This window comes from Candidatus Eremiobacterota bacterium (assembly GCA_031082125.1).
Taxonomy (GTDB): domain Bacteria; phylum Vulcanimicrobiota; class CADAWZ01; order CADAWZ01; family Ess09-12; genus Ess09-12.
The window spans coordinates 25299-48911 of record JAVHLM010000019.1 but is presented as its reverse complement, the minus strand read 5'-3'; the positions used below and the strand labels follow the sequence as shown (position 1 = coordinate 48911).

Annotated in this window: 16 protein-coding genes; 7 read left to right on the top strand and 9 right to left on the bottom strand. The window is 54.4% G+C overall.

The features are described from left to right. Nucleotides 1–6: 6 nt before the first annotated feature. The 5 genes from RDV48_19520 to RDV48_19500 all read right to left on the bottom strand — a co-directional run bounded on the left by RDV48_19520 (nt 7) and on the right by RDV48_19500 (nt 5667). Complete coding sequence (locus RDV48_19520; GenBank protein MDQ7824999.1) at nt 7–783, bottom strand: endonuclease/exonuclease/phosphatase family protein; 777 nt, start codon at nt 781–783, stop codon at nt 7–9. Beyond that, nucleotides 783–2390 (bottom strand): DUF1957 domain-containing protein, encoded by a 1608-nt coding sequence (locus RDV48_19515; GenBank protein ID MDQ7824998.1) that lies wholly within the window; start codon nt 2388–2390, stop codon nt 783–785. The genes RDV48_19520 and RDV48_19515 overlap by 1 nt, the downstream gene beginning before the upstream one ends. 54 nt (nt 2391–2444) lie before the next feature. Beyond that, nucleotides 2445–3809, bottom strand: coding sequence for a DUF4912 domain-containing protein (locus RDV48_19510; protein ID MDQ7824997.1), 1365 nt, complete (start codon nt 3807–3809; stop codon nt 2445–2447). Nucleotides 3810–4037: 228 nt separating this feature from the next. After that, nucleotides 4038–5408: a radical SAM protein gene (locus RDV48_19505; GenBank protein MDQ7824996.1), complete on the bottom strand. Its 1371-nt coding sequence runs from the start codon at nt 5406–5408 to the stop codon at nt 4038–4040. A gap of 13 nt (nt 5409–5421) precedes the next feature. After that, nucleotides 5422–5667, bottom strand: a complete 246-nt coding sequence (locus RDV48_19500; GenBank protein MDQ7824995.1) for a hypothetical protein — start codon at nt 5665–5667, stop codon at nt 5422–5424. A gap of 293 nt (nt 5668–5960) precedes the next feature. Here RDV48_19500 and RDV48_19495 point away from each other — a divergent pair, with 293 nt between their 5' ends. The 5 genes from RDV48_19495 (at nt 5961) to RDV48_19475 (ending at nt 13605) form a co-directional block, all read left to right on the top strand. Then, the gene (locus RDV48_19495; GenBank protein ID MDQ7824994.1) at nt 5961–8510 is read left to right on the top strand and encodes a tetratricopeptide repeat protein; all 2550 of its coding nucleotides are present in this window, start codon (nt 5961–5963) and stop codon (nt 8508–8510) included. A gap of 129 nt (nt 8511–8639) precedes the next feature. After that, nucleotides 8640–9899 carry a histidine--tRNA ligase gene (gene hisS, locus RDV48_19490; protein ID MDQ7824993.1) on the top strand — a complete coding sequence of 420 codons (1260 nt, stop codon included), beginning with the start codon at nt 8640–8642 and terminating at the stop codon, nt 9897–9899. Between the two features lie 5 nt (nt 9900–9904). Beyond that, on the top strand, nt 9905–10357 hold the full coding sequence (locus RDV48_19485; GenBank protein ID MDQ7824992.1) for a biotin/lipoyl-containing protein: 453 nt from the start codon (nt 9905–9907) through the stop codon (nt 10355–10357). 22 nt (nt 10358–10379) lie between these two features. Continuing rightward, nucleotides 10380–11357: a Gfo/Idh/MocA family oxidoreductase gene (locus RDV48_19480; GenBank protein MDQ7824991.1), complete on the top strand. Its 978-nt coding sequence runs from the start codon at nt 10380–10382 to the stop codon at nt 11355–11357. 19 nt (nt 11358–11376) lie between these two features. Next, complete coding sequence (locus RDV48_19475; protein ID MDQ7824990.1) at nt 11377–13605, top strand: alginate lyase family protein; 2229 nt, start codon at nt 11377–11379, stop codon at nt 13603–13605. A 6-nt stretch (nt 13606–13611) separates the two neighbouring features. On the opposite strand, the gene RDV48_19470 is transcribed toward RDV48_19475, so the two are convergent. Further along, the gene (locus tag RDV48_19470; protein MDQ7824989.1) at nt 13612–15351 is read right to left on the bottom strand and encodes an ABC transporter ATP-binding protein; all 1740 of its coding nucleotides are present in this window, start codon (nt 15349–15351) and stop codon (nt 13612–13614) included. 269 nt (nt 15352–15620) lie between these two features. On the opposite strand from RDV48_19470, the gene RDV48_19465 reads away from it, so the two are divergent. Next, nucleotides 15621–17858 (top strand): VIT domain-containing protein, encoded by a 2238-nt coding sequence (locus RDV48_19465; GenBank protein MDQ7824988.1) that lies wholly within the window; start codon nt 15621–15623, stop codon nt 17856–17858. On the opposite strand, the gene RDV48_19460 is transcribed toward RDV48_19465, so the two are convergent. Next, nucleotides 17847–20288: an HNH endonuclease signature motif containing protein gene (locus tag RDV48_19460; protein ID MDQ7824987.1), complete on the bottom strand. Its 2442-nt coding sequence runs from the start codon at nt 20286–20288 to the stop codon at nt 17847–17849. The genes RDV48_19465 and RDV48_19460 overlap by 12 nt on opposite strands. 348 nt (nt 20289–20636) lie before the next feature. Between RDV48_19460 and RDV48_19455 the strand changes: the two genes are divergently transcribed. Next, nucleotides 20637–21098, top strand: coding sequence for a hypothetical protein (locus RDV48_19455; GenBank protein ID MDQ7824986.1), 462 nt, complete (start codon nt 20637–20639; stop codon nt 21096–21098). Nucleotides 21099–21176: 78 nt separating this feature from the next. Here RDV48_19455 and RDV48_19450 read toward each other — a convergent pair whose 3' ends face one another. Both RDV48_19450 and RDV48_19445 read right to left on the bottom strand, forming a co-directional pair. Then, nucleotides 21177–21566: a helix-turn-helix transcriptional regulator gene (locus RDV48_19450; protein ID MDQ7824985.1), complete on the bottom strand. Its 390-nt coding sequence runs from the start codon at nt 21564–21566 to the stop codon at nt 21177–21179. A 605-nt stretch (nt 21567–22171) separates the two neighbouring features. Continuing rightward, nucleotides 22172–23572, bottom strand: a complete 1401-nt coding sequence (locus RDV48_19445; protein MDQ7824984.1) for an ATP-binding protein — start codon at nt 23570–23572, stop codon at nt 22172–22174. Between the last annotated feature and the right edge of the window lie 41 nt (nt 23573–23613).

Below are 23613 nucleotides of genomic sequence, written 5' to 3'. Positions count from 1 at the left end.
GCGATTTTACCTAATGATGGAGAGGACGCCTGCATGATCGCTCATCCAGGAATCCTTGAGAATCAGGTAGCTGTTCAGGATCTTCATTCTTCCTTTCAGCAGGATAAAATCAATCCTGCAGGAAGGGCTGCAGGAGGGAAAGGTATTCCCTCCCCAGCCGTTGATAAGACGGTAAGTGTCTCTGAAGCTCCTTCTTTTCATCAGATTGAGCGGGCTTGACCACTCCGAGGCGTTGAAGTCGCCTGTTACCACCGTTCCCTGGATACCCCTGATGCCGTAAAGAGAAGAAAGCTTTCTCAGCAGCAGCGTCAGCTGGGCGGTGCGGACTGCCGCCATCCGGTGGTGATCAAGATGGAGGGTCACAAAGATAATCCTTTTTCCCCTTACTGCAATAGAGGCAGCTAGTGCCTTCCTGGGCATGAGGGGCTTCGCCCCCCTCCTGAGCGTCACGTCCAGGTCTATCACTGATGGTGAGGTGATGGGAAACCTCGAGAGAATGGAGATTCCCTCGGGATAGCGGTCATAGAAGGGATGGCAGAAAGCCCAGTAGGTGTGGTACCTGGTTCCCGTGAGGTGTGAAAGGTACCGGGCCACCTGGTAGCTTGTATCCTCTATTGTCTCGCTCTTTACCACCTCCTGGAAGCCGCAGATATCGACACGGTGGGCTGCAAGCTCCCTGGCAATGGCGGGAAATCTTGAAGAGTCGTTGTCCTGTGTCCCATGGAGGTTATAGGACGCCACCACGACTGGTTGTGCGAGAGGTCTTGCTATTCTTCTTCTCATCAGGCCTCCTGCGCCGGTTTATCCGAAGCATAAATGCGATAATCTATCTCACTGAAAATGTTGTTTTTCTCTTCGAGCTTTATCAGGGAGGTTTCATTGACGCGGCGATCCATGATCTCCTCGTAGAGGGTGGTAAAATTGAGCACATGCTCTTTTGTGCGCATCGCGGCGTATTCGACGCATGTGGCGGTCTTGATGATGAAGGCCCAGTCGCTGCTCTGAGCAAGGAGCAGTTCCCTCGCGGCCTGGTTGAGAGCCCTCACGGTGAGGGGATCGCTGGCGTCCCTGAAGGTCGTGGCCAGAGCATTCATCCGCTCCGCTGCCTTGTGGAGGTGGCGGTAAATCCAGTCATTGCACTCTTCAAGCCAATATTCCGAGTAGCCCTTGTGGCCCCAGCTTGAGTGGCTGGGAGTGGCAACGGGGTTCTCGGGGTATATTTCCAGGTAATCCATCGGAGTTACAGGCTTTATGGGGTATTGCTCTTTTGCAATCCCTTCAAAGACCGCTTTCAGGAATTGGGGGCCCTCGTACCACCAGTGACCGTAAAGCTCTGCATCGTAAGGGCAAGTGATGACAGGGAGCCGTCCCATGATCTCTCTCAGGTACTCCGACTGCTTGACCCTGCTCATGATGAAATGGTGGGCATGGATTCTGGTCTTTTCGAGAGCCCGCTCCTCGGCATAAGGCTTTTTCTGGTCCGTGGGACCGGTGATGCGGTAGTATTTGACGCCCGTATTGATCCTTATGCCGCTCTCGTGGATATAGGGGGCTATATACTCCATGGGCAGGTCGTATCCCACGTCGCGGTAGAATTCGCGGTAGTCGAAATCTCCGGGGTAGCCTTCCTTGGAGCTCCAGACCTGCTTAGACGACTCGGGGTCGCGGGCGAAGACCGCAACGCCTGAAGGGCAGTACACTGCCGAGTAAAGGGCATACTTGGGCCGTGGCGTGGCAAGTATCAGGCCATGGGAATCCACGAAGAAGAATTTTATTCCCGCCTCCTTGAGGATCAGGTCATCCTGAGGGTAATAGCCGCATTCGGCAAGCCATATGCCTCTCGGCGAAGAGCCCATGTGCTTGCGGTAGTTTCTGACGGCTATGAAAATCTGCGCCCTTACGGCTTCCTTGTGGAGGGCCATGAGGGGCAGGAAGCCATGGGTGGCACAGCAGGTCATGATCTCAAGTGACCCGTGATCCTTGATTTCCTTGAAAGCGGTGAGGATGTTCATCTTATAACGGTCCACGAAGACTTCCCGGGCCTCTTTGAATTTGCGCTCGTACATGAGGGCCAGAGGGTAGAACTCCTGGTCATTGCGCGTTCTTGTTTTTTCCTTTTCCGCAAGCTCTATGAGCTTCTCGATATGGGCCACGTAGCGTTTCTGGAGCAGTTCGTCGGCAAGCATCTCCATAAGAGGCGGAGTAAGCGACATAGTGATCCTGAAGTTGATATTCTGCTCTATAAGCTGCTGATAGACGCGGATGAGGGGGATATAAGTCTCTGTAATTGCTTCATAGAGCCATTTTTCTTCAAAGGAGTCTCTGTACTCGGGGTGCCTTACAAAAGGGAGGTGGGCATGGAGGACCATTATCAGATAACCCTGTTCCATCGAGCTTAACGCCTCCGGAGGGTAATGCCGGGATGGGGTGGCGCGGAGTGATTCTCAGGGCTTTTCATCAGGGAGAGGGGGGGGAGCCCCATGGGGAAATATCGGGCCATAGATGCCTCCGGAAGGGGTCTGCTTCTGTATGTAGAGTGCCACAAGACGCCTTAGAATCTGAGCCCTTTTCTCGGTCCTTTCGTGGCGGCGCTCTCTTATCGCGACAAGCGTCTCCTTGGCAATGCCGGTCTCAGCCGCTATTCTTTCAATATGGCTTTCAATCTCTCTCTCGCTGAGGCTTTCAAGGCTCTCAAGGGCATCAAGCTCTTTCTGTGCCTCCCTTTCAGCAGGCACTTCCTCCCAGGCCAGGGGCTCCCTGAGGGCAGAAGCTTCATACACTTCTTTCTGGAGGGAGCCTTTTTCTTCCTGCTCGGCGGAAACGGTCTCTAACATCACCTTCTCGATCTTCTCTTCCCTGTCAAGATCCTGGAGCAGCTCAATCTCCTCAAGCTCCTCCTTGGTGATCATCTCTTTGATCTGCTGGTCCTGGGTCTGCTCTCTCTTCACAAGCTGATAGAAGCGCTTGTATATCCTCTCGATTGCCTTCCATTCCTCATCGAGCTCTCCAGACATCGAGGCCTTGGGAGGCGTTATGGTGTTTGAGCGGGCAATTGTCAATGGCTCGTCAAAGAAGGGGACAAATTCAATGGCGCCGCAGTAAGCGTCGAACCCTTCATCAATGGCGAAGTAACAGGAGCGGGTCAGGCCGGTGATGGGGAGCTCGGCGTGGATCTGGGGATCGCGGAGAAGCTCGGCCCTGTTGAGGCCCTTGTATACTTTAAGGAAAAGCTGTCCCTGGGGCACTTCAAGCTCGGGGAGCTGATAAATCAGCTCCTTTCTCTGGAGGCTCAGGTCCCAGTAAGCAAAGGCCATGAAGGGATCGCGCACGAGAAATACCAGGATATCTTCGTTATAGGATTCAGGGAGATCATTATTTCTTGAGGGAGCTGCCCGTTGCGGGACCTTTCCATGGCCGCCGGGGATTTCTTCGCTTTCCTTGGCAGAATCGCCATCGGAGTCCCCGTTCAGGCCTTCGTCGCGGTTCCTGTCGTCTTTGCTCTCCTCGTCATCCTCTTCGTCGCTGTCCTCGTCGCTGTCCTCGTTGATGTCCATGCCGATCTTCCCGGCACTTTGGAGCGGTTCTCTCTCTTCTTCAGGCTTTTTATCTTCTGAAGAAGGTTCCTCGGCCAGATCATCTTGAGCAGGCTTCAACAAAGCGGCGGGAGGGACAGTACCTTCCTCAGCCTCTTCCAAGTCGGAAGCACCGAGCTCCTCAAGTGACGGGATAGCGTCAATAATAGGATCCAAAGGGAAAAGAGCATCGTTTCCTTGTTCGCTCTCAGGATCCCGGCTCTCTTCGTGAAGCATCCATATTCCTCGCTCTTGCGATCTATTCTTGCCTGTTGAGAAATACATAATAAAAACCACAAATATGACGTATTTTCATGAATTCTTGTAATCTCCGGAGAATCCTCTTGGCGCGGTGAAGGCGGGAATTGTACAGGGCACTGTTTCAGGGGGCCATGACGCGGTCTTTTACTCCAGAACTTACCAGACGGCATCATTATACTCGAGAGTGTGACGTTCGTCAAGGTATCAGGAGTGTTTCTCCATATAGCGCTGCACTCTCCCTCTGTCAAGTGTTGCGTATTTTTCCTCAATTCCGATCTGCCGGAGGAAGCGCCTGTTGATGGAAGAGGTGAGATCCTCGAATATTTCCACGAATTTCACGAATTCCACGCGGGGTATTTTCTCATTGAGGTAGATAAACCTTGAAGGGTCAAAGCTGCCGAGGGACATTTCCAGGGCACCCCAGTCCATATCTTCTCCCACCAGTCCTCTAGATGCTGCATATTCCCAGACGGCAGAGCCCGGATAGGGGGTAAGGGGCGCAACGCGCACCGTGGCCAGTTTTCCTGCTTTATAGTTATGGTAGATGAATTCATAGGTTGCCTTGAAATCCTCTCTTTCTTCATAAGGGGCGCCGATGATAAAGGAGCCGTCCACGAGAATCCCGGCGCCGTAGCAGAGATCAAGGGCCCGCTGGTTCTGGGCCACGGTGACAGTGCTCTTCTTGAGGTAGCCGAGAGTGGTGTCGGACCCTGATTCGAGGCCGATATAGACTTTTGCCACATGGAGGCTTTTCAGGATCTCAAGCGTCTCTTCCCTCACCAGGTCGGCTCGTATGGTGGCGCCAAGCGACATTTTCCGGTGGAGCCCCCTTTCCTTCACCATGCGGGCTATTGCTTCAAGCCTTTTTATATCGGCCGAGAAGAGGTCGTCCACGAGGGAGAGCTCCGTAAAGCTCTTCCCCCTGGTATTTTCCTCCAGCTCTGAGACCACGTAGCCAGGTGAGAAGGTCCTGTATGTCCTGTTGAATCCCACGAGGGCACAGAAGGAGCATCTGAAGGGGCATCCCCTTGAGGTTTGCTGCAATATGAAGCGGTTTGTTTCTTCAAGGAGGTCTCTCTTTGGCGGGGGGATAATATCGAGGGGCCTTATAAGAGGCCGCGGATCAGTGATAATGACTTTACCACCGTGGTGAAAGGCAATACCTTTCACCAGACCCAGTTCATCGGCGGGCAGGGCTCCGGTCCCCTGGAACAGCCTCACAAGCTCGAGAAAGGTCTCCTCGCCTTCGCCGATCACCCCGATATCAAAAGCATCGTCGAGGGTATGAGGGAGGGCCGTTATATGAATTCCCCCGAGCACGACGGGAAGTGCAGGCCTTGTGAGCTTCAGGTTCTTCGCGATGGAAAGTGCCTGGGGATAGAAGAGGCTTACTGTTGAGATTCCCACGAGGTCGGCGTCGTCATCGGCGGAGCTTTGATAACCTTCTTTAATCACTATCTGGCATTCAGGGATGTGGTGCTGAAGAAAGGCAGCGAGAGAGCAGAGCCCCAGGGGCATGGCGATGACAGGGGGATAGTAAGCGGTGTCTCTGGCGTCGATGAGGACTATTTTCAAGCGGTCTCCCCGGCTATAATTTCAGTTTTTTCATGATAGCGATGACGATGCTGTCGGTCTTTTCCCTGAAGATGTCCAGGAAGGACTTTTTCACCGCAGCCTTCTGGTCAGGGTTTTTGAAAGTCTGCTCAATGGAGAGGACTGTGAGGCCCATTGCCCTCAGCTTTGCCATGGCATCCTTGCGGTTCTCGGCCTCTATGGTGCCCTTTGTGAGTTCCTTTGCTTCATGATCTCTGGCATGGTATTTGAAGAATGCCATGGCGCCCCCCTCCTAAAAGACTGGGAAAGCCCTCTCTGGTAAATGACAGCGCCTCGCTGCGGCAGCAGAGAAAGAGAGCATATCTGTGTTACACACAAATCATTGAAATCCTCCATATGCTCTGAAAATGGAGAGAAATTCCCCCTGTGCCAATGGAGGATTTTCATTGTGCAAAAATAGAATACTTATCTGCCCGCACAAGGCGGGAGATGATTTTTACTTTTGTGGCGGACCCATAAGGCATGCCAGAGGATGCCATGGGTTAGTTGTTATTTTGTTGCTGGAAGAATACTATGGAGACTCAGAAGATACCGCAGGAAATCACCACTCTGATGGAGATGAGGCGCTGGGAGGATGCTCTTGGGGCCATCAAAAAGCTGATGGAAATCCGCAAGGACGACAGCCAGCTCCTTCTTAAAAAGGCTCAGATCCTTTTTATCCTGAACCTTTTCGCTGAATGTAAAGCACTCTGCCAGCTGAGCCAGGGAGGCGATAACGTGGCAGGCCATCTGGTGCTTCTGGATGCTGCCAGCGAGAACTGGCTCTATAAGAGAGATACCATTCTTTCTGAAATCAGGAAGTATGCCCCTCTGACGCTTGATGATATCCACCGGGATCTGGCTACGATACTGGCCGTGTTCTGTGATATCAAGGAAGCCACCTATTATCTTATGACGGTCCTCAAGAGCAACGACAACCCCCATCTCTGGTTTCTCCTCGCAAGCATTCAGAGGGCTTCGGGGAGGCTGAAGGATGCCCTTGGCTGCCTTGAGAAAGCGAGGGATTACCCGCCTGCCGTCGAGTTAAAGGAGAAGGTGAGGGTGGAAATTCTCCGGAGCGCCCAGAAGACACAGAAAGTCGATACCTACCAGGATACGGTAGTGGTGCAGGAGGCAAAGGCCGGGTACACCGGTGAGGACTGGATGGTCCGCGGGCTTACCAGCACGGCGGAGAAGAACTACGTCGAAGCGCTCAAATCTTTCGGCGAGGCCCTCAAAGCCGATCCCAAGCTGATGGTCTGCTGGTATTACGTGGGCAGGATTCAGCGCCTCCTCGGGGCAGAGGAAAAGGCGGCGCAGTGCTTCAAGAGGTTTATCGAGGGCTTCCCCCAGTCAAGCGGCTTCTACCGTGAAAGGCTTGAGGCCCTTGAGGGATCTGGCGACAGGGAGCAGGTGGAAGACATTTACCACCGCTGGATTGGCTATTTCCCCAGCGATCACCGCTCCTGGATGGCATACCTGAAATATCTCCTTGAATCTCACGATCTCAAGGGAGCCCAGCTTGTCTGCTCTGAGATTCTTGAAAATTACATGAAGAGGTGGTTCCTTCCTATCAACACCTCTCAGTTTCACGTTCTGAAGGGCCTGCTTGAATTGTGCGTGGGAAGGACCTCGGCGGCAATGGAGTCCTTCCGCACCTCGCTCCGTTTTGAGGGCCCTCAGAGCGTTGCCCTCCTGGGCATGGGACGGTGCAGTGAGAACATCGGCCGCCTCATAGAGGCCCAGGAGTTTTATGAAAAAGCTTCCCGCCAGGATAATACCAAATTCATCGGCCTCTATCAGAAGATTGGCATCCATATCAAGAAGAAGGAATTCAGAAAGGCCCTCACTGCAACCGATGAAGCGGTGAAGAGCACGGGAAGCTCCTCGTATTTTCTTGGCAGGAAGGCGGAGATTCTTATTGAAGCCGGTGATTATCAGGGTTTTATCGATTTTATAGCACAGAATGGCATTCAGGAAAGCCTGCCTGTCCATCTTGCCCTTCAGAAAGTGATGGTGCTCTGGAGGGCTGCACGGCTCGATGATGCCCTTGCAGAGCTCGAGAGCCTGGAAAGGAGATACCCCGGAAATTACCTCGTGCTTAAGAATCTTGCCGTGATCCACCTCAAGACCACTCGCTACCTGCAGGCACTGGAGGCCATATACCATATCACTGACAAGATAAAGCGCTTTGAGCCCGAGTTCTTCCTCATGGAGGGAGCCGCTCTCTACCATCTCAAGCGCTACGAGGATGCCCGGGAAGTGCTGGAAGGCTATATGAATCTTTACCCCTTTGATTACCGCCTCTGGATCGTTCTCGCCCTCACGGAATACGAGCTTGGGAACATTGAGGGCGCCGGGCTGTGCTTCAAGAAGGGAAGGGAGTTCTCGGGCGGCACCTATCACACATCCCTTAACCATGGGATTTTTTACTCAATCCGCGGTGAGTTTGAAAAGGCCCTCAAGTGCCTTGATACGCTCCGGGACAGCGGGAGAGCCGATGTACTCTATTATCTGGCAAGGACATGCTGCCACCGGGGGCTCAATGAACTTGAAGAAGCCCACAAGCACATACTTATGGCCCTCAGGATAGAGCCCCAGAACATCACTGCTCTGATGTTTTACGGGATACTGGAATTTGAAAAGGGCACCAGGGAGCAGAGTCTCGAGGTCTTCTCAAAGGTCATCGTACTCGACGGCTCCTATGCAGATGCATGGTACTGCAAGGGCTTTGTAGCCCTTCATCTCAACAATACCGCCCTGGCCAAGGAGTGCATCGACAGGGCAATCGAGCTTAATCCCTCCTTCTATGATGCCTGGATTGGAAGGGCAGTGCTCAACTGGGTAATCAACAACGAGGAAGAGGCGAAGAAGGCCCTCAAGGGAGCAAAAAACATCAAAGCAAAGGACTTCAAAGAATGGCTCCAGTACGCTTCGACGCAGCGGGATCCCATCTCCACCATCAAGATCTATGACAGGATCCCCATTCCTTTTTATATCCCGGAGCTATTCTCCCTCAGTATAGAGGAGCCTATGCATATATTCAATTTTGAAAGGCTTGACGGACTCTTCAAGAAAGGATAGAGAAGGGCCGACGACTCAACGAGCTGAAGGGCAGGCACCGGCAGGAGAAGAAAGCCGCAGCGAAGAAAGTCTATTTTTCTCATCGAGCCAGATTCCCAAGGATAAAGAATCCTCCGGAGGACCAGTGAAATGAACATTAAAGCACCCCGTGGAACCTTTGATATACTTCCCGGGGAGACTCCCCAGTGGCACCACGTGGAGAAAACGGCGCGGGAAATTGCTCACCTGCACGGCTACATGGAAATAAGGACGCCGGTCTTTGAGCATACAGAGCTTTTTGTGCGGGGAATCGGCGAGGGCACCGATATCGTCCAGAAGGAGATGTATGTCTTCAAGGACAAGAAGGGGAGGAGTATGACCCTCCGTCCCGAAGGCACCGCTACAGTGGTCAGGGCCTGTCTTGAGCATAACCTTCATGCCGCCGGCTTTGTGAAGCTTTATTACATAGGCCCCTTCCTGCGGTATGAGCGCCCCCAGGCAGGAAGATACCGGCAGTTCCACCAGTTCGGCATAGAGGCTCTCGGCTCGTCGGCGCCTTCCCTCGACGCGGAGGTCATTGAGGCCACGCACCAGTTTTTCAGCGTCCTTGGCCTCAAGGACCTCCATGTAGAGATAAATTCTATAGGCTGCAGGGAATGCAGGCCGGCATACCGCGAATCGCTGCAGAAATTTCTCAAGGGAAAAGCCGAGGAGCTCTGCGATGAGTGCGGGCGCCGCCTGGAGCACAACCCCCTGAGAATCCTTGACTGCAAAAACAGGCAGTGCCGTGAAATATCGCAGGTGGCTCCCTCAATCTTCGGCTTTCTCTGCCAGGACTGCAGGAACCACTTCGGGAGGCTCCAGTCCTCTCTTGAGGCGGTAAAGCTTCCTTTTACCATAAATCCCCTCATAGTCCGTGGGCTCGATTACTATACCAAGACGGTCTTTGAAGTGATTTCGCAGGATCTGGGAGCCCAGGATGCCCTCTGCGGGGGAGGACGTTATGACCATCTCGCCGAGGAGCTGGGAGGGAAGGCTCTGCCTGCTGTGGGCGTGGCCATAGGGCTTGAGAGAACCCTGAGCATCATGAACAAGCTGAAGCTGCCCTTTCCCCCTGTAAAGCCCCTGGCTGTATACCTTGTGGCGCTGGGCGAGGATGCGGACCTCCCTGTTCAGAAGCTTATGGTGGAGCTTAGAAGGAAGGGATTTCTCGCTGAGAGGGATTACCAGGGAAGAAGCCTGAAGAGCCAGATGAAGGACGCCCATGGGAAAAATGCCCGGTGTGTGCTGATCCTTGGCTCTGACGAGCTGAAGACTCGTTCGATAACGTTCAAGGACATGGTAAGCGGGGAGCAGCAGGCCGTGCCGCTCCCCGCAGTCGTGGAGTTTATTGAGAAACGATTGGAGTGACTCCCATGGAGCAGAAGATTGATACGGAAGTGATACGCCAGCTCATCGAGATGGTGGAGAAGAATGACCTGGAAGAGCTTGATGTCCGGTATGGAAATTACCGTGTCTACCTGAAAAGGGGCTCGTCAACGGCGCCGGTGGCGGTAAAGGTCTCTCCGGAGCCTGCGGCTTTCTTCCCTGAGAGCGTCGCGGAAGAGGAGGCCCCGGTGCCTGAGAACTTCTTGACGGTAAAAGCACCCCTGGCCGGAATTTTTTACCGGGCGCCCGCCCCGGGCGCCCCCCCCTTCATTGAGGTGGGGAGCAGCGTGGAGCCGGGCCACACGCTCTGTATCATAGAAGCGATGAAGATGATGAATGAGATCGTGAGCGAGGTAAGCGGCGAGATTGCTGCAATCCTGATAGAAAATGCAACGGCCGTGGCGGCCGAGCAGGTCCTTATTCATATAAAGCCTTCGTAGCACCCATTGAGGAGGAAATCGCTTGAAGAAAGTAGCAGTGGTAGGAAGCGGGAAATGGGGCACCAATCTTGCAAGAAATTTTCTTTCCCTTGGGGCCCTGGAGGTAATATGTGAAATAAGCGCCGAACGTGCCCGCGAGCTCCAGAAACTTTTTCCCGGCGTTCCCATCTGCGACAATGTGGATTCCATACTCTCGAAGAGCACCATAGAGGGAGTGGTGGTGGCCACGCCGCCCTTTCATCATTATGAAGTGGCGGTGAAAGCCCTCAGGGCTGGCAAGCATCTTTTTGTGGAAAAACCCATGACCATCGATCCCGGGGAGTCTGAGAAGCTTATCGAAGAGGCAGGGACAAGGGCGAAGGTCCTCATGGTGGGGCACATTCTCCTCTACCATCCCGCCTACGCCGCTCTTGACGAGGTGGTGAAGCGGGGCGACCTCGGTGAAATCTGCTCTCTCCATGCCCAGCGGATCGGGTTTGGCAGGGCAAGGAAAGAGGAGGATGCCCTTTTCAGCCTCGCCCCCCACGATATCTCTGTGATGATATCCCTTTTCAATGAGCAGCCCTGCGCCCTCAGCTGCGTGGGGATGAGCTATCTCAACAGCGGCATCGCCGACATGGCTCATCTCCATCTCATGTTCTCCGGGCAGAAATTCGGCCATATCCATGTAAGCTGGCTCTCACCCGAGAAGGTCCGCCAGCATACTGTCGTGGGAACCCGGAAAATGGCGAAAGTTGATGAAGTAAGCGGGCCCAAGGGGACCCTTACGGTCTTCGACAGGCACATTGACGGCGTAACGCTTGCCCATCACAACGGGAGCGCCGTGACAATCGAAATTCCCGATAAAGAGCCTCTTCTTGAGGAGTGCAGGCATTTTCTCGAGGCAATGGAGCATGGGAGCACCCCCCGAAGTGACGGCCATCAGGGGCTCACTGTAGTTAAGATTCTCAATCTGGCAAAAGAATCCATGGAAAGACGTGGGGAGTGGATCGCGCTGTAAGCCCTTTAAAGGAGAGATAATGTTCAAAAAGATACTCTCAGGATATTTCTCGCGCCTTTCGGAAGGAAGGATTCTCCTTGAAGATCTCTTCAGAAAAAGAAGCGCCCGGAAAGGCATTCCGCGCCTTTCTGACGGAGAGCTTTTCTCCTATCTGAAGCTTGACGACGACGATCTCAAGGCCATCAAGGATGCCTATCGCGAGAGGGATTTTTCGCTGGCAAAAAAAGAGCTCGTGGCCTATCTGAGGAAGAGAAACTATCCCCGATTTTTCTTCTCTTACGGCGACAGCGAGAAGCTCCGGAAAGTGCTCAAGGAGTTCAGCCACTCTTACCGCCATACCACTGAGGCTGCCGACAGGGTATGCTCCCATGTGATTACCGTGCCCACAGGCCTTACCGGCACTTTTGGCACCTTCATTGACTGGTTTTCCGATTTCAACGGCAAGAGCTGGAGCTACTGCCATGTTTCGGACCTTGGCAAGAAGCTCCAGGACCGGCACGTGCAGAAAATGTACGACCTCGGGTATCTGCCCACAACGCTCGAGTTTAACAAGCACCATCATCTTGTGGACCTGGGGAGGGCTTACTTTCTCACCCATGATGAGAAATATGCCCAGGAGTTCATCATCGAGCTCGAGGACTGGATAGAGAAAAATCCTCCCAACTGGGGTGTCAACTGGCTTGATCCCCTCATGGTGGCTCAAAGGGTCATCTCCTGGCTTTTCGCTCTGGGTCTTTTCCTCCCATCACCCCACCTGTCGGGCGATGCCTTCTGCACCGTGCTGAAAAGCCTTTTTTTCCACGGGACTTATCTCGTGGAGCAATGCTCTGATAAGACCCTCAAGCCGGCCAAGCTCATCGGCGTGGCCTCAGCCCTTTACTTCCTCGCATCGCTCTTCCCGGAGTTTGAATCGCTCAGGTCCTGGAAGGATAGGGCTCTCAAGGTTCTTGAGCATGAAGCCCAGGCCCAGTTCAGCTCTGACGGCATCCACAGGGAGCGCTCCCTGGGGCTCCAGTGCCTCCTCACTGAGTTTCTGATGCTCCCTCTTCTGCTTGACAGGCTCAACAGCCAGCGCACCTCATCCATCATCAGGAGCCACGTGGAGCTCTCCCTGGAGTTCCTCATGTACACCATTCAGCCAGGGGGAAGGTCCCTTATCTTCGGGGAGACGCCTATTACAAGGGTATGGCACTTTGGAGGCACCGCCCATGAGGACTATAAGAACCTGCTCTGCCTCGGGGCCGTGCTCTTCGAGCGCGGCGATATGAAATCCATTGCCGGCGAATTCTACGAGGATGTGCTCTGGTTTTTCCATACCGAGGGCTACCGGACCTATGACAATGTCCTCAGCCGCCCCCCCGAGGAGTCCTCCCGGGCTTTTCCCGAGGGAGGGTATCTCACGTTCAGGGATTCATGGGAAAAGGACTCGACGTTCTGTTTCTTCTACGGAAATCCCAGGAAGAAATTTGCCAACCTGGACAAGGGCATGGAAGGCCTCCCCCTCCACAGGGATGTCCTCAGTTTCGCCCTTTCCGTGAGGGGAGAGCCCTTTATCATTGAGACAGGCTCTTACAGGGGAAAGAAGAAGTTCAGCACCTACTTCAGCCGCTCGCAGGCTCACAATGTGATAGTGATTGACGGCAAGGAGCAGTCCCTTTCGAGGACTTTCAAGGGGAGCAAGAAGTCTCTTCAGCTCGTCAAGACCAAGTGGGCCTTCAAGGAGGACTGCGCCTACGTGATGTCGGGGAACGCTGGATTTGACGATTTGAAGAGCCTGGTGGTGCACAGGCGAGAAATGCTCTACCTCAGGGACAAGAGGTGGTTTCTTATCAAAGACACACTGGAAGGTGCCGACGAGTTTCTCGTGGAGCTCAATTTCCATTTCGCTCCCGAGCTTGAGATAATCCTACGGGGTGACTATGGCTGCTTCATAAGGGGGAGGAAGGACTTCGTGAGGCTCAACCCTTATTTCCCCGGTGATTTTTCCTGCAGCCTCAACAGGGGCAAGCTCGAGCCCCTGTCGGGATGGTATGCCAAGGACTGCACCAGGGTCGAGCCCTGTTACCGTCTTGAGTACTACGCCCGCCTGAGGCTCCCCTCAGAGATATTCACGTGGGTGAGCTGGGCCCGCGGCGAGTTCAGGATCCCCCACCGCGATGAGCTCGCCGAGCTTTTTCACGCTGTCGGCGATCTCAAGGATGTGAAGGAGACGGAGCTGCTCCTGGAAGCGCTTGAAAAGGAGCGGTAGCCTCTATCACGAATCCTTGTGCTGGAAATAGCACTCGTAAAGTGACGTGTAAACGCCGCCCCGCCCTATCAGCTCGTCATGGGTTCCCTTCTCCACTATCTCACCTTTATCGATGACTATGATCATGTCGGCGCGTTTGATAGTAGAAACCCTGTGGGCGATGATCAGAGTCGTGCGCCCTGCGAAGAGCTTTTCGAGGCTTTTCTGGATGAGCTCCTCTGACAGGGAGTCCACGGAAGAGGTGGCTTCATCGAGGATAAGGATGCGGGGATTCAGCAGTATGGCCCTTGCGATGGCGATGCGCTGGCGCTGCCCCCCCGAGAGGGTGGTGCCTCTCTCTCCCACGGGGGTGTCATAGCCGTGGGGGAGCTTTTCAATGAACTCATGGGCATTGGCCGCTTCTGCCGCCGCCTTTACCTCCTCGAGGGAGGCCGCCCGGTTGCCGAAGGCGATGTTATCCCTTATGGTGCCTGTGAAGAGGATGGTCTCCTGGGGAACGACGGCGAGCTGGCTCCTGTACGAGTGGAGCTTTACCTTGTGGATATCGGTGCCGTCCACGAGGATTTTCCCTGAACAGGGGTCATAAAGCCTTGTGAGGAGATGTACGGCTGTCGTTTTGCCTGCGCCGCTCTGGCCTACTATGGCGAGGACCTTGCCCGGCTCTATCTCAAAGCTCAGGTCCCTGAGCACGGGGGACTCGGCAGCGTAGTGGAAGCTCACGGAGTCGTACCTTATGTGGCCTTTGAGAGGCGCAATGGCGGGGAGAGAGGGGTCTTCGTCCTTCTCCTTCGGCACGTCAAGGATTTCAAAGATCCTCTGGGCCGACACGATGCAGCCCCTTATGGTGGAATAGGCCTGCGAGATGCGGTTGAGCGGCGTCGTCGCCATGATCATATAGCCCCAGAAAGCAAATATGTCGCCGGTGGAAAACTTTCCCTGGAGGACCTGGTAGCCGCCGTACCATATGGAGACGGCAATGCCCAGCGCGGCGAGGAACTCGATGACGGGGACCTGCATCACCTTGTACTGGATGACCTTCATTATATGGTGAAAAAGGGTCTGGTTCTGCTTTTTGAAATGCTCGATCTCCTGGTTTTCCTTCACAAAGCTCTTGATGACCCGGATTCCCGTGATGGATTCCTCGATGGTATTGTAGATTCTCGACATCTGGACCTGGTTTCTTCTCACGGCCTTTTCCACGTACTGGCCGAAACGATGTACGGCAAAAACCACCAGGGGGCTTACCAGAAAAATGAGAAGGGTCATCTGCCAGTCTTTATAGATCATCCAGCCAAGGGCCCCCACAAGAATGAGGCAGTCGTTGACGAAGTTGATAAGCCCCAGGCCCAGGACATTGCCAAGATTTTCCGTGTCGTTGGTGATGCGCACCATCAGGTCGCCGGTCCGGTAGCGCTCGATGGAGCGGAGCGGGAGGAACTGGATGTGGCCGAATATGCCGTCTCTTATGTCCCTGATGGCCTGGTTCACGCCGTAGGGGAGAAGATACCCCTGGAAATAGGCGAAGATGCCTTTTACGATGATGAGAAAAAGGAAGCCTGCGATGACAAGGTTGAGGTATCTGAAACTATCGGGCCCTTTCCCAAGGATTACGTGATCCATGATGACCTTGATAAGCTGGGGCTGCAGGAGGGTAAAGGCATTCAAAAGGATGGTGCAGATCCCCGCCGTCATGATATACCACCAGTATTTCCTGATATACCGCAGGACTCTCAGCAGCGCTTGCATGGCAGGGCCTTTTCGGAAGTGATAGTCATCGGTTTCTCAATTATAAGGGATTGGCCCAGAAAAGTCAATTTTACCGGCTGCCATCCTGATACTGCGCCGACTGCGACCACCTTCTCCAGATAAATTTTTCAGCTCTGCGCCCGCAGGCAATTTATGATTTTATACATAAATCATCTTGACATTATGAATAAAATCATATATAATATAAATATGAAAATAATCATATGAATGCCGGGCGCCCAAGAAATCCTGCAAGGAGGAATCAGACAATGCCATACCGTGACGGAAGCAAGGAGTATCTTCCCCTCTTTGAGCCTGAAGATTTCGCAGAGGCGAGGGGATCGGGAGCATTAAGCGCGATTATCGCCCAATCAAGGAAAAAGGTGGAATTTCCCCTTGAGAAAGTCGAGTATATCGCCCACATAGCCGATGGGATTGCCTGGGTCGAGGTGAGGCAGTCGTTCCGGAACCCCTATGACGAGCCTGTGGAGGCAGTGTATACCTTCCCTCTTGCAGGAGGGGCCGCCGTGAATCATTTTGAGCTCAGGGTGGGCGAGCGGGTAATCACGGGCCGGGCAAGGGAGCGGGTCCATGCGAGGGAAAGCTATCACGAGGCGCTCCGCCAAGGTAAGAGGGCAGCCCTTCTCGAGCAGGAGAGAGATGAAATATTCACTATGCAGGCGGGAAACATACCTCCCGGCGAGAGTGTCTCCGTATGGCTCACCTACTCAGAGCGGCTCCCTCTCTACAACGACGGCTTTACCGAGTTCCGCCTTCCTCTTGTGGTGGCGCCCCGTTTTATACCCGGGGCACCAATGGGACTTGACCCCTCAGGGAGGGGAGTGGCCAGTGACACCGACATAGTGCCTGACGCGTCCCGCATCTCTCCCCTGGCACTTCCCGCAGCCTGCTGCCCCGCGGTGAAGCTCTCCATAGAAGTGCTGCTCCGCCATCACGGGAATGATGGCTCTTCAATGACAGCTTCCACTCTCACCTGTTCCCAGCATGCCATCACGCTCAGCCATGACGACGGGTCGGTGAAGGTATGGCTTGCCTCCACAAGGGAGCTCATGGACAGGGACTTCGTGCTCAGGTGGAGGTTTGCCGGGGAGAAGCTCAGCTCAGCCTTCTGGTGCTATCGTGACAAAGAGAAAGTGTACGGCATGGTGACCCTCATCCCTCCCGCAGAGAAGTGCTTCACGGCAGCGCCCCGTGACGTGGTGTTCGTGCTGGACCGCTCCGGCTCGATGGAGGGCGCGAAAATGAAATCAGCGGCAAAAGCCTGCGCTCTTCTTCTCAATACCCTCGGGCCTCATGACCGCTTCGCCATCCAGGCATTTGATGACAGGGTCCAGTGGATGACGAGGGGAGAAGCCCTGGCCTGGAAGCAGCTTTTCTTCAGCGCCACTGAGGCCGGCATTGCCCGCGGGGAAAAGTACCTCCGCGGCCTCAGCGCGAGAGGAGGCACCAATATATTCGGGGCTCTCAGATCAGCGCTTGATGTTCTTGAAAGAGACAACCTGCGGAAAAGCGCAGGAGTTCCCGTGATAGTGCTCATCACTGACGGCGCCGTGGGTGATGAAATGCAGATCACCCGGTATGTGAGATCCCGTGGAGAGGGGGTCAGGATCTTTGCCGTCGGTGTTGACACCGCGGTCAACAAGGGCTTTCTGTCGCATCTTGCCTCGCTGGGAAGGGGCACTGCCTCTTTTGTGCACCCCGGCGACGGCCTTGAAAATGCGCTGCGCTCGATTGCGAGAGAGATTGGAGAGCCTGTCGTCACCGGCCTGGAGGCACGGAATCACGATGGGAGCCTTGATGACCTCAGCCTTGCCCCCGGGAAGATCCCGGACCTCTTTGCAGGGCGCGCTTCGACCTTCTTTTTCACGATGAAAAAGGAGGGGCATATCATCATCAAGGGCACCTGTGCCGATGGAAGGGAATTCAAGGAGCTCCTCGCTCCATGCCTGGAGGGGCCTCCCGCCATTTCCCACCTCTGGGCGCGCCTGCGCCTCACTGACCTGGAAGACCGTTACTTTCAGGATATGCAGGGCTCCACGGAAAAAGAGATTATCAGGCTGGCCATGGAGCACAACCTCCTCTCCCGCTTCACCGCCTTTGTCGCCATAGATGAAGCGGAAGTGGCAAGCCACCCTGGCGATTGTATCCAGGTGGCCCAGCCTGTGGCATACCCTGCCGGGTGGGCAGCCCCTTCCTGGTCGCCTTCGCTGAGCGGAGGAAGCGGCGGCGGCTTTATCATGGTCGATCTCCTCCCCACGGAACGCAGGAAATTCGGCTTCAGCCCTGTCTTGGCCATCCTGATTGTTCTTGCCGCTGCTGCCCTCACGGTGCTTTCTCTTTATCCCGCGCTGTTCAATGCAGTGGTGCTCATGGTGCTGGGCGCCGTGCTGCCTGTCTTTCTCTTAATCAAGCTCTGGAAATGGATCACGACACAATATCGCCTGCACAGAGCCCGCTGCAGGGGAACAGTGGCATTACAGCATTGAGAGGAGAATGTTTCCTGGAATCCTGGAGCCTTTTTCATAGATGAGGAAGGGATCGCTTTCCGCCAGGGAGCCGAAGGTGAAGGTGAGTTCATAAGGCGCTCTGCCCCGCACGGTGAGGGTTCGCAGATCGTGGAGGAGGTGGAGGTGGCAGGCCTCGCAGAGTACGATGAGATTCCATTCGTCATCGGTGCCGCCCTGAGAGCGCCTGATGATGTGGTGCACGTGGAGGCCCCGCCTGCAGCGGCAGCCGGGGACCTGGCAGCGGAACCTGTCGCGCTTCAGGATCTTATGATGATGAGCTGCATGCTTCAATGTGTCCTCTGTCATGAGATAGTCGGCAAGGAGTGCTGCAAGGAAAGTCTCTTCGGGGAGTCCGAGGCTGTCGGCCTCTTCCGCATGGGCGAGCCTGGCGAGAAAGGTGTGGGCTGCCAGATTCCAGAGCACCTCAAGCTCCCGGGGGAGAAAGAACTTGATCGTCATGGTGCCCTTCACTGCCCGGGAGGGGTCCTGTGAAGAGAGAATGTCCCTGAGAAAGACCTCTTCGGGGCGCTCACCCCGGGGGATGGTGCAAGCCTTCAGTGTTTTTTTCAGTGACTGATGACATGAGCACAGGGCATTTCCGCATCCTTGCCCATGGGGTGCCTGCCCTTTCCCATTGCCTGCCCCCCCATGCAGATGATCGCTCCCCGACTGGTTTCCGAGGCCCGCACACAGGGTGGAGTTTTTTTCAATTTTCATGGAGGCCTCGGAGGCCCTCATCTCTTCCACATCGTTGAAATACTTCCAGGGCGCATCGAAGCGCCTGTCGCGGGAAGCGATGATCTCCTCGTCGTCTGACTCAAGAGGCCACGAGGAATCAAGTGAGGGCCCCTTGTACCACGAGCCGTCACGTATGCAGTCCTGCACCTCCTTCTGCAGGCCGTGAAACCTCTCGTCGGTGACGTAGCGGAAGCCTGGAAGCAGAGTGTAACTGTGGGGGACCAGGCAGTCATACTCCAGGATCCTCGCGCAGCGCCCTGCCTCTTCCCGAAGGTCCGCCGTGGGCACGCTCGCGGCGTAGGCAATCCACTGTGACTCATTTTTAGGGTCCACGAAGGGGAGGATGAGGCGCGCCTGCTCCCTGGTGATGACGCCCTTCCTGAAGGCGTCTTCGGTGAGGGAGTGGCGGCGGAATCCCTCGGCGAGCCTGATGAGCTGGCGGGTCTGCGCCATCGAGAAGCCGCAGCGCTCCCCTGCATAGTCCTCGATGAACTCATAGCCGAGAAGGCGGTGGAGCTGCCGATCATCCATCGCCCGAAGGAGCATTCCCGCGGCCACGTCAAGCCTCTGGCGGATGGAGGCGGCCCTCCGGAGGCGGCCCGCAAACGCCCTGGCGGAGACCCCGGCGTATTCTCCGCCGGACCGGGCCTCTTCCAGCCACGACGGAAAATGGATGCTCCAGGGCAGCTCCCAGGGAGCGCCGCAGGAAGGGCTTCCGAAGGCCTTCCCGACACCCTCATCGGGATCGCTCACACGCCGGTTTCCCATCCTTCTCTTCATGAGGGGCACCCGTGAGAAGAGGGGGCGATTTCCCTTGGCATCAAGGGCCGGAAGCTCCGGGGCGGCTTCCCCTGAGGCAAGGAAATTCGCAAGGAGAGCCTCGACAAATCCTGAGACAGGCCCGTCATAGTGCTCTTTGTCCCGGAAGAGGGAGAGGGCGAAGTCCCAGGTGAGGGCAAGTGAGGGCGGTACGCTGAAATACATCATTGTGCCTTCGGACCCGGCTTCGGGACCATCGCCGGAAGGGGTCGCCGATCCGGCCTTCCCTTCGGCGAGAGCCCTTTTCACTTCCCTCTCGAGGCCGCACAGGGAGCGCTCCCGCGCAATGGCGAGCCACCAGGACTCATTCTCAGGCGTGATGACTCTCGAGAGATGCCTGAGGGCGCTCTTTGCGATCCTGCCCTCAAGATAGGCCTCCCGCGTGAGGGGGAGCGCCCTGAGAAGCTCGAAGTTGTGCATCAGCTCCGACGCGGTGCGCCCAGAAAATGAGAGATGCTCCGTGGCGAAGGTCCCCATGGAGCGGTATCCTACCAGATCAACTCCTTTCGATTTCAGAGTAACGAGAAGGCCGCCGAGCAGAAGATCAAGCGCCAGGCGGCCGCGGACTGCCTCACAGAGGGTGAAATCTATCCTGAAAGCCCGCTCATCCCTGTCGATTGAGCCGAAGGAGATTTCCTCCGAGAGCTTTTCCGCTTCGGGGATGAGGCCTTCCCTGGTGATTTTCGCCATGTGATCATAGTTATAAAGGGTACCCTCGGGGAGCTCAAAGGGCTCCGGGAGGAGGAGCATGTCCTCATAGTCCTGTGACGGCAAAGAGGCACTGAGGTGAAGAAGCTCCTCTTCATCGGGGAGGAACAGATCAGAGATTGTATGGGTCTCATGCGTATCCATGGTTTTATTTTATCATATCGATAATGAAATATCAAACAGGTCACCCCTAAAAAACCCATTCATTGCAACGATAATAGGACGTCGCAGGATACCCTCAAGCCGGTCTGAAAAGGGTGGAAAGGTCAAAAATGACCACCAGGGGCAAGAACCTCTCACCAACGGAGGTTTTGGGCGCCTTCCGGCCCTGCCGAGGCGCCTCCGTGGTCACAAAGGGGTATCGGAAGTTTTTTTAATCTGCATGCATATGTGATCGTTTTAGCATTGTAACCCAGCCATAATGGACTTTCTACCTATATTAGGATCAATTATCTCCTCCACGACTTCTCTTTGCAGCTTGTCAAGAACATCTTGAAGACGATAGCCTTCTGTTTCCATCTTCCGGCCGCGATGGATAAGGTTGGAGCTTATTATCAAAGGATTGGCGTTGCTCTTGAGGCGGCTGATGAAATAGCCGTCAAGCTTCTTGATCCTGGCAAACAGCCTGAAGCTGTAATAGCCGAGGTCGAAAAGGATCAATTTCTTCTTTATCCATTTGAACCTTTCAGGTTTTTCTCCTTAACCGATTGCATATGTAGAGATAACGAACCTCTCTCCCCCGGTTCATTCTATCCGGACAACATTTCACTTGGCTTCTACCGCGCTCTTGCTGTGGCTCTGTATTTAAGATCCACCTCAGATCTTAAAGAAAGGAACTTCATGGTGACGAGCACTGGGGAAAATGCTCCGCTCTTCCCCAATGACACACCTGAAAACTGCAAGAAAAACCGCACCGTGATAATACAAATAACTTCATTGGACGTGGCAAAGTAAGCTATTGCAGGGGTTTCAGCCAAATTGATGCTCATTCCGGTCAAGGAACAATGACGCGGCTGCTGCCCGGCAGGTGCCCTACGCGGCTTTCTCTTTCCCCGGGCCCTGTGCCTCCGGCAGCAGGAGAATTTCCAGCTCTGAATCAAGGCTTGAGGCTATTTTCACGAGCGTCTCCAGGGTAAGATTGGCGGAGCCGTTAAGAAGCTTTGTGATATAAGCCCGTGAGCTTCCAAGACGTCTTGCAAGCTCGGCCCGGCTTATACTTTTATCTTTCATGAGGGAACAAATCTGCTCAGTGACTTTAATCTTAAGTACCTCTATCCTGTAATCGCAATCGTCTCTCCATTTCTCTTCATAAGCTTCGAGTGCTCCTCTCTTCATCAAACCCGTCCTCCTTGTTATTCCGGCAAGAGTCCTTCGCTTATCTTCTTTCTTGAACGTGCCCTTTTGAGTTCTTCCTGGGGCCATCTGGCTGCTTCTTGAAAAACATGTGGGTCACCACAATGCTGTTCCGGTGCCAGCGATGATAGAAAAAAGGCATCCGCACCTTGCCGGATTTCATCTCGAAAAGTCCGGTCTCTATATTTTTCCACCGCTCCTCATTTGAGCCAGGTCCCAATTCAGCCGTGTGCCTGATCAGGGCAAGAACCTTTTTCTTTTCTTTCTCGCTCAGATTTTCAAAGGAACTTTGTACGTCGCATGGTTGTCCCAGATCGAGGCAGAATATTCGAAGCTCTCTCCTCCGTGAAGTAAGAGCAGCCTCGGCGTTGTGGCCATATGCCTTCTCCTTCTATGTTAACATATAAGTTAACGGTCGTCAATATACTCAAGGGAGCCTGGTGGCTCCCTCTATGATCATACAGGAACATTATTGCCACAATATGAAAGCCCTGTTTCATTTCCTCGAAAAAGGTTAAAATATCACCCCTGATATAATCTATCCAGCCGACTTGACCGCTCATTCCGGTCATAGAATGATGACGCGGCTGCTGCCCGGCCGGTACCCTGTGATATAGGCCCGTGAGATCCCGCAGCCCCCCCTCAACGGTGGGCCAGCCGCAGTGCTGATGAATTTACCCGACGGCGTGCTCCTCTCTGCAGATTTCTTGGAAATCATAGAGCAACACTCTCTCCCGGGAGGCTCTCTCCTTCAGCTCTCCTGTGAATCCCGCCCTGCTGAAGAGGGCATAATACTCCCTTCTTCGAGGACGGCCCCATTCCACGTTCACAGCCTGCTCTTTCAGGTGTGCCAGCACATCGGTCCCCACTTTTCTCGTGCTCCATTTCGCTTCCCCCAGAAGGATGGCATTTTCATCTTCATTCAATGCCACCACATCTATCTCCGCTCTTCTTGACCACCAGCGCCCCACTTGGTGAAATCTGAGCTCCTGCGCGCCTCTGCGCCTCACCAGTGACCTGCAGATCTCTTCGAACACCGGGGAGACGAAATCATCCATCGAAGGCCTGATCTTCCTGTCCAGAAGGTAAAGCTCCTCACCCTCCAGGATAAAGCTCCTGCCCGGAAAGACATAGTCAAACCAGAATCTGAAAAAGTGGTCATTGACAAGATGTATTCCCTGCTTGCTTTTTTCGGGATTCTTTTCAGTCACGGGGACTTCCCGTCGGATGAGCCTGAGATCGGCAAGCACAGAAAGGTACTTCCCGATGACATTTTTTTCGAGTCCAGTCTCGTTTATTATCTCGCCCGCCCTCCTCTTGCCCAGCGAGAGCGCCCTCAGAATAGAGAAATAGTGCCTCGGTTCCCTCAGTTCTTCCCTCAGAATGAACTCCGGCTCAGCAAAAAGGTAAGCCTGCGGATTGAGAATATTCTTTCTGATATTTTCCCATAAGCCGGTGCCGGGATCGAATTTCATAAGATACGCGGGCACACCCCCGAGAATCGCATATATGTAAAGGAATTCCTCAAAAGGCAGGGAAGGAAAGAACTTCTTTGCATCCCAGAATGAGAGCGGCTCAACGAGAATCTGCCCCGTCCTCCTCCCGAAAAGAGGGGAGCGATAGCCGAGGACTTCTGTTTCCATCATGCCGATACTCGAGCCGAGAAGGACAAGAAAGACCTGCGAATCTTTGAGCTCTTCATCCCATCCGCTCTGAAAGATCGATGGAATGGCGGCGTTGGATTCAACGAGATAGGGATATTCATCTACGACGACGATGATTCTGCCCTTGTCTCTGACGTAACGGAAGAACTCGCGCCATGCTCCGAAACCTCTTGAGAGGAGAAAGTCATCCTGAAATGCGAGCCCGGTCTTCTCAGAAAGCATTACCATCTGATCCTTTTCGGAAGATTTCTCGGCGAGAAAATAGATATGGGGAATGCCGGTGAAGAAGCGCCTGACGAGCTCCGTCTTGCCCACCCGCCGTTTCCCGTAGATCACGATGAACTGTGAGCCCTCCCTTTGATAGGCTTCATTCAGGTACATGAGCTCACGCTCGCGATCTATGAAGTGCATGGAAGCGTCCCCCCCCAACAAAGTTACTCATGAGTATTATA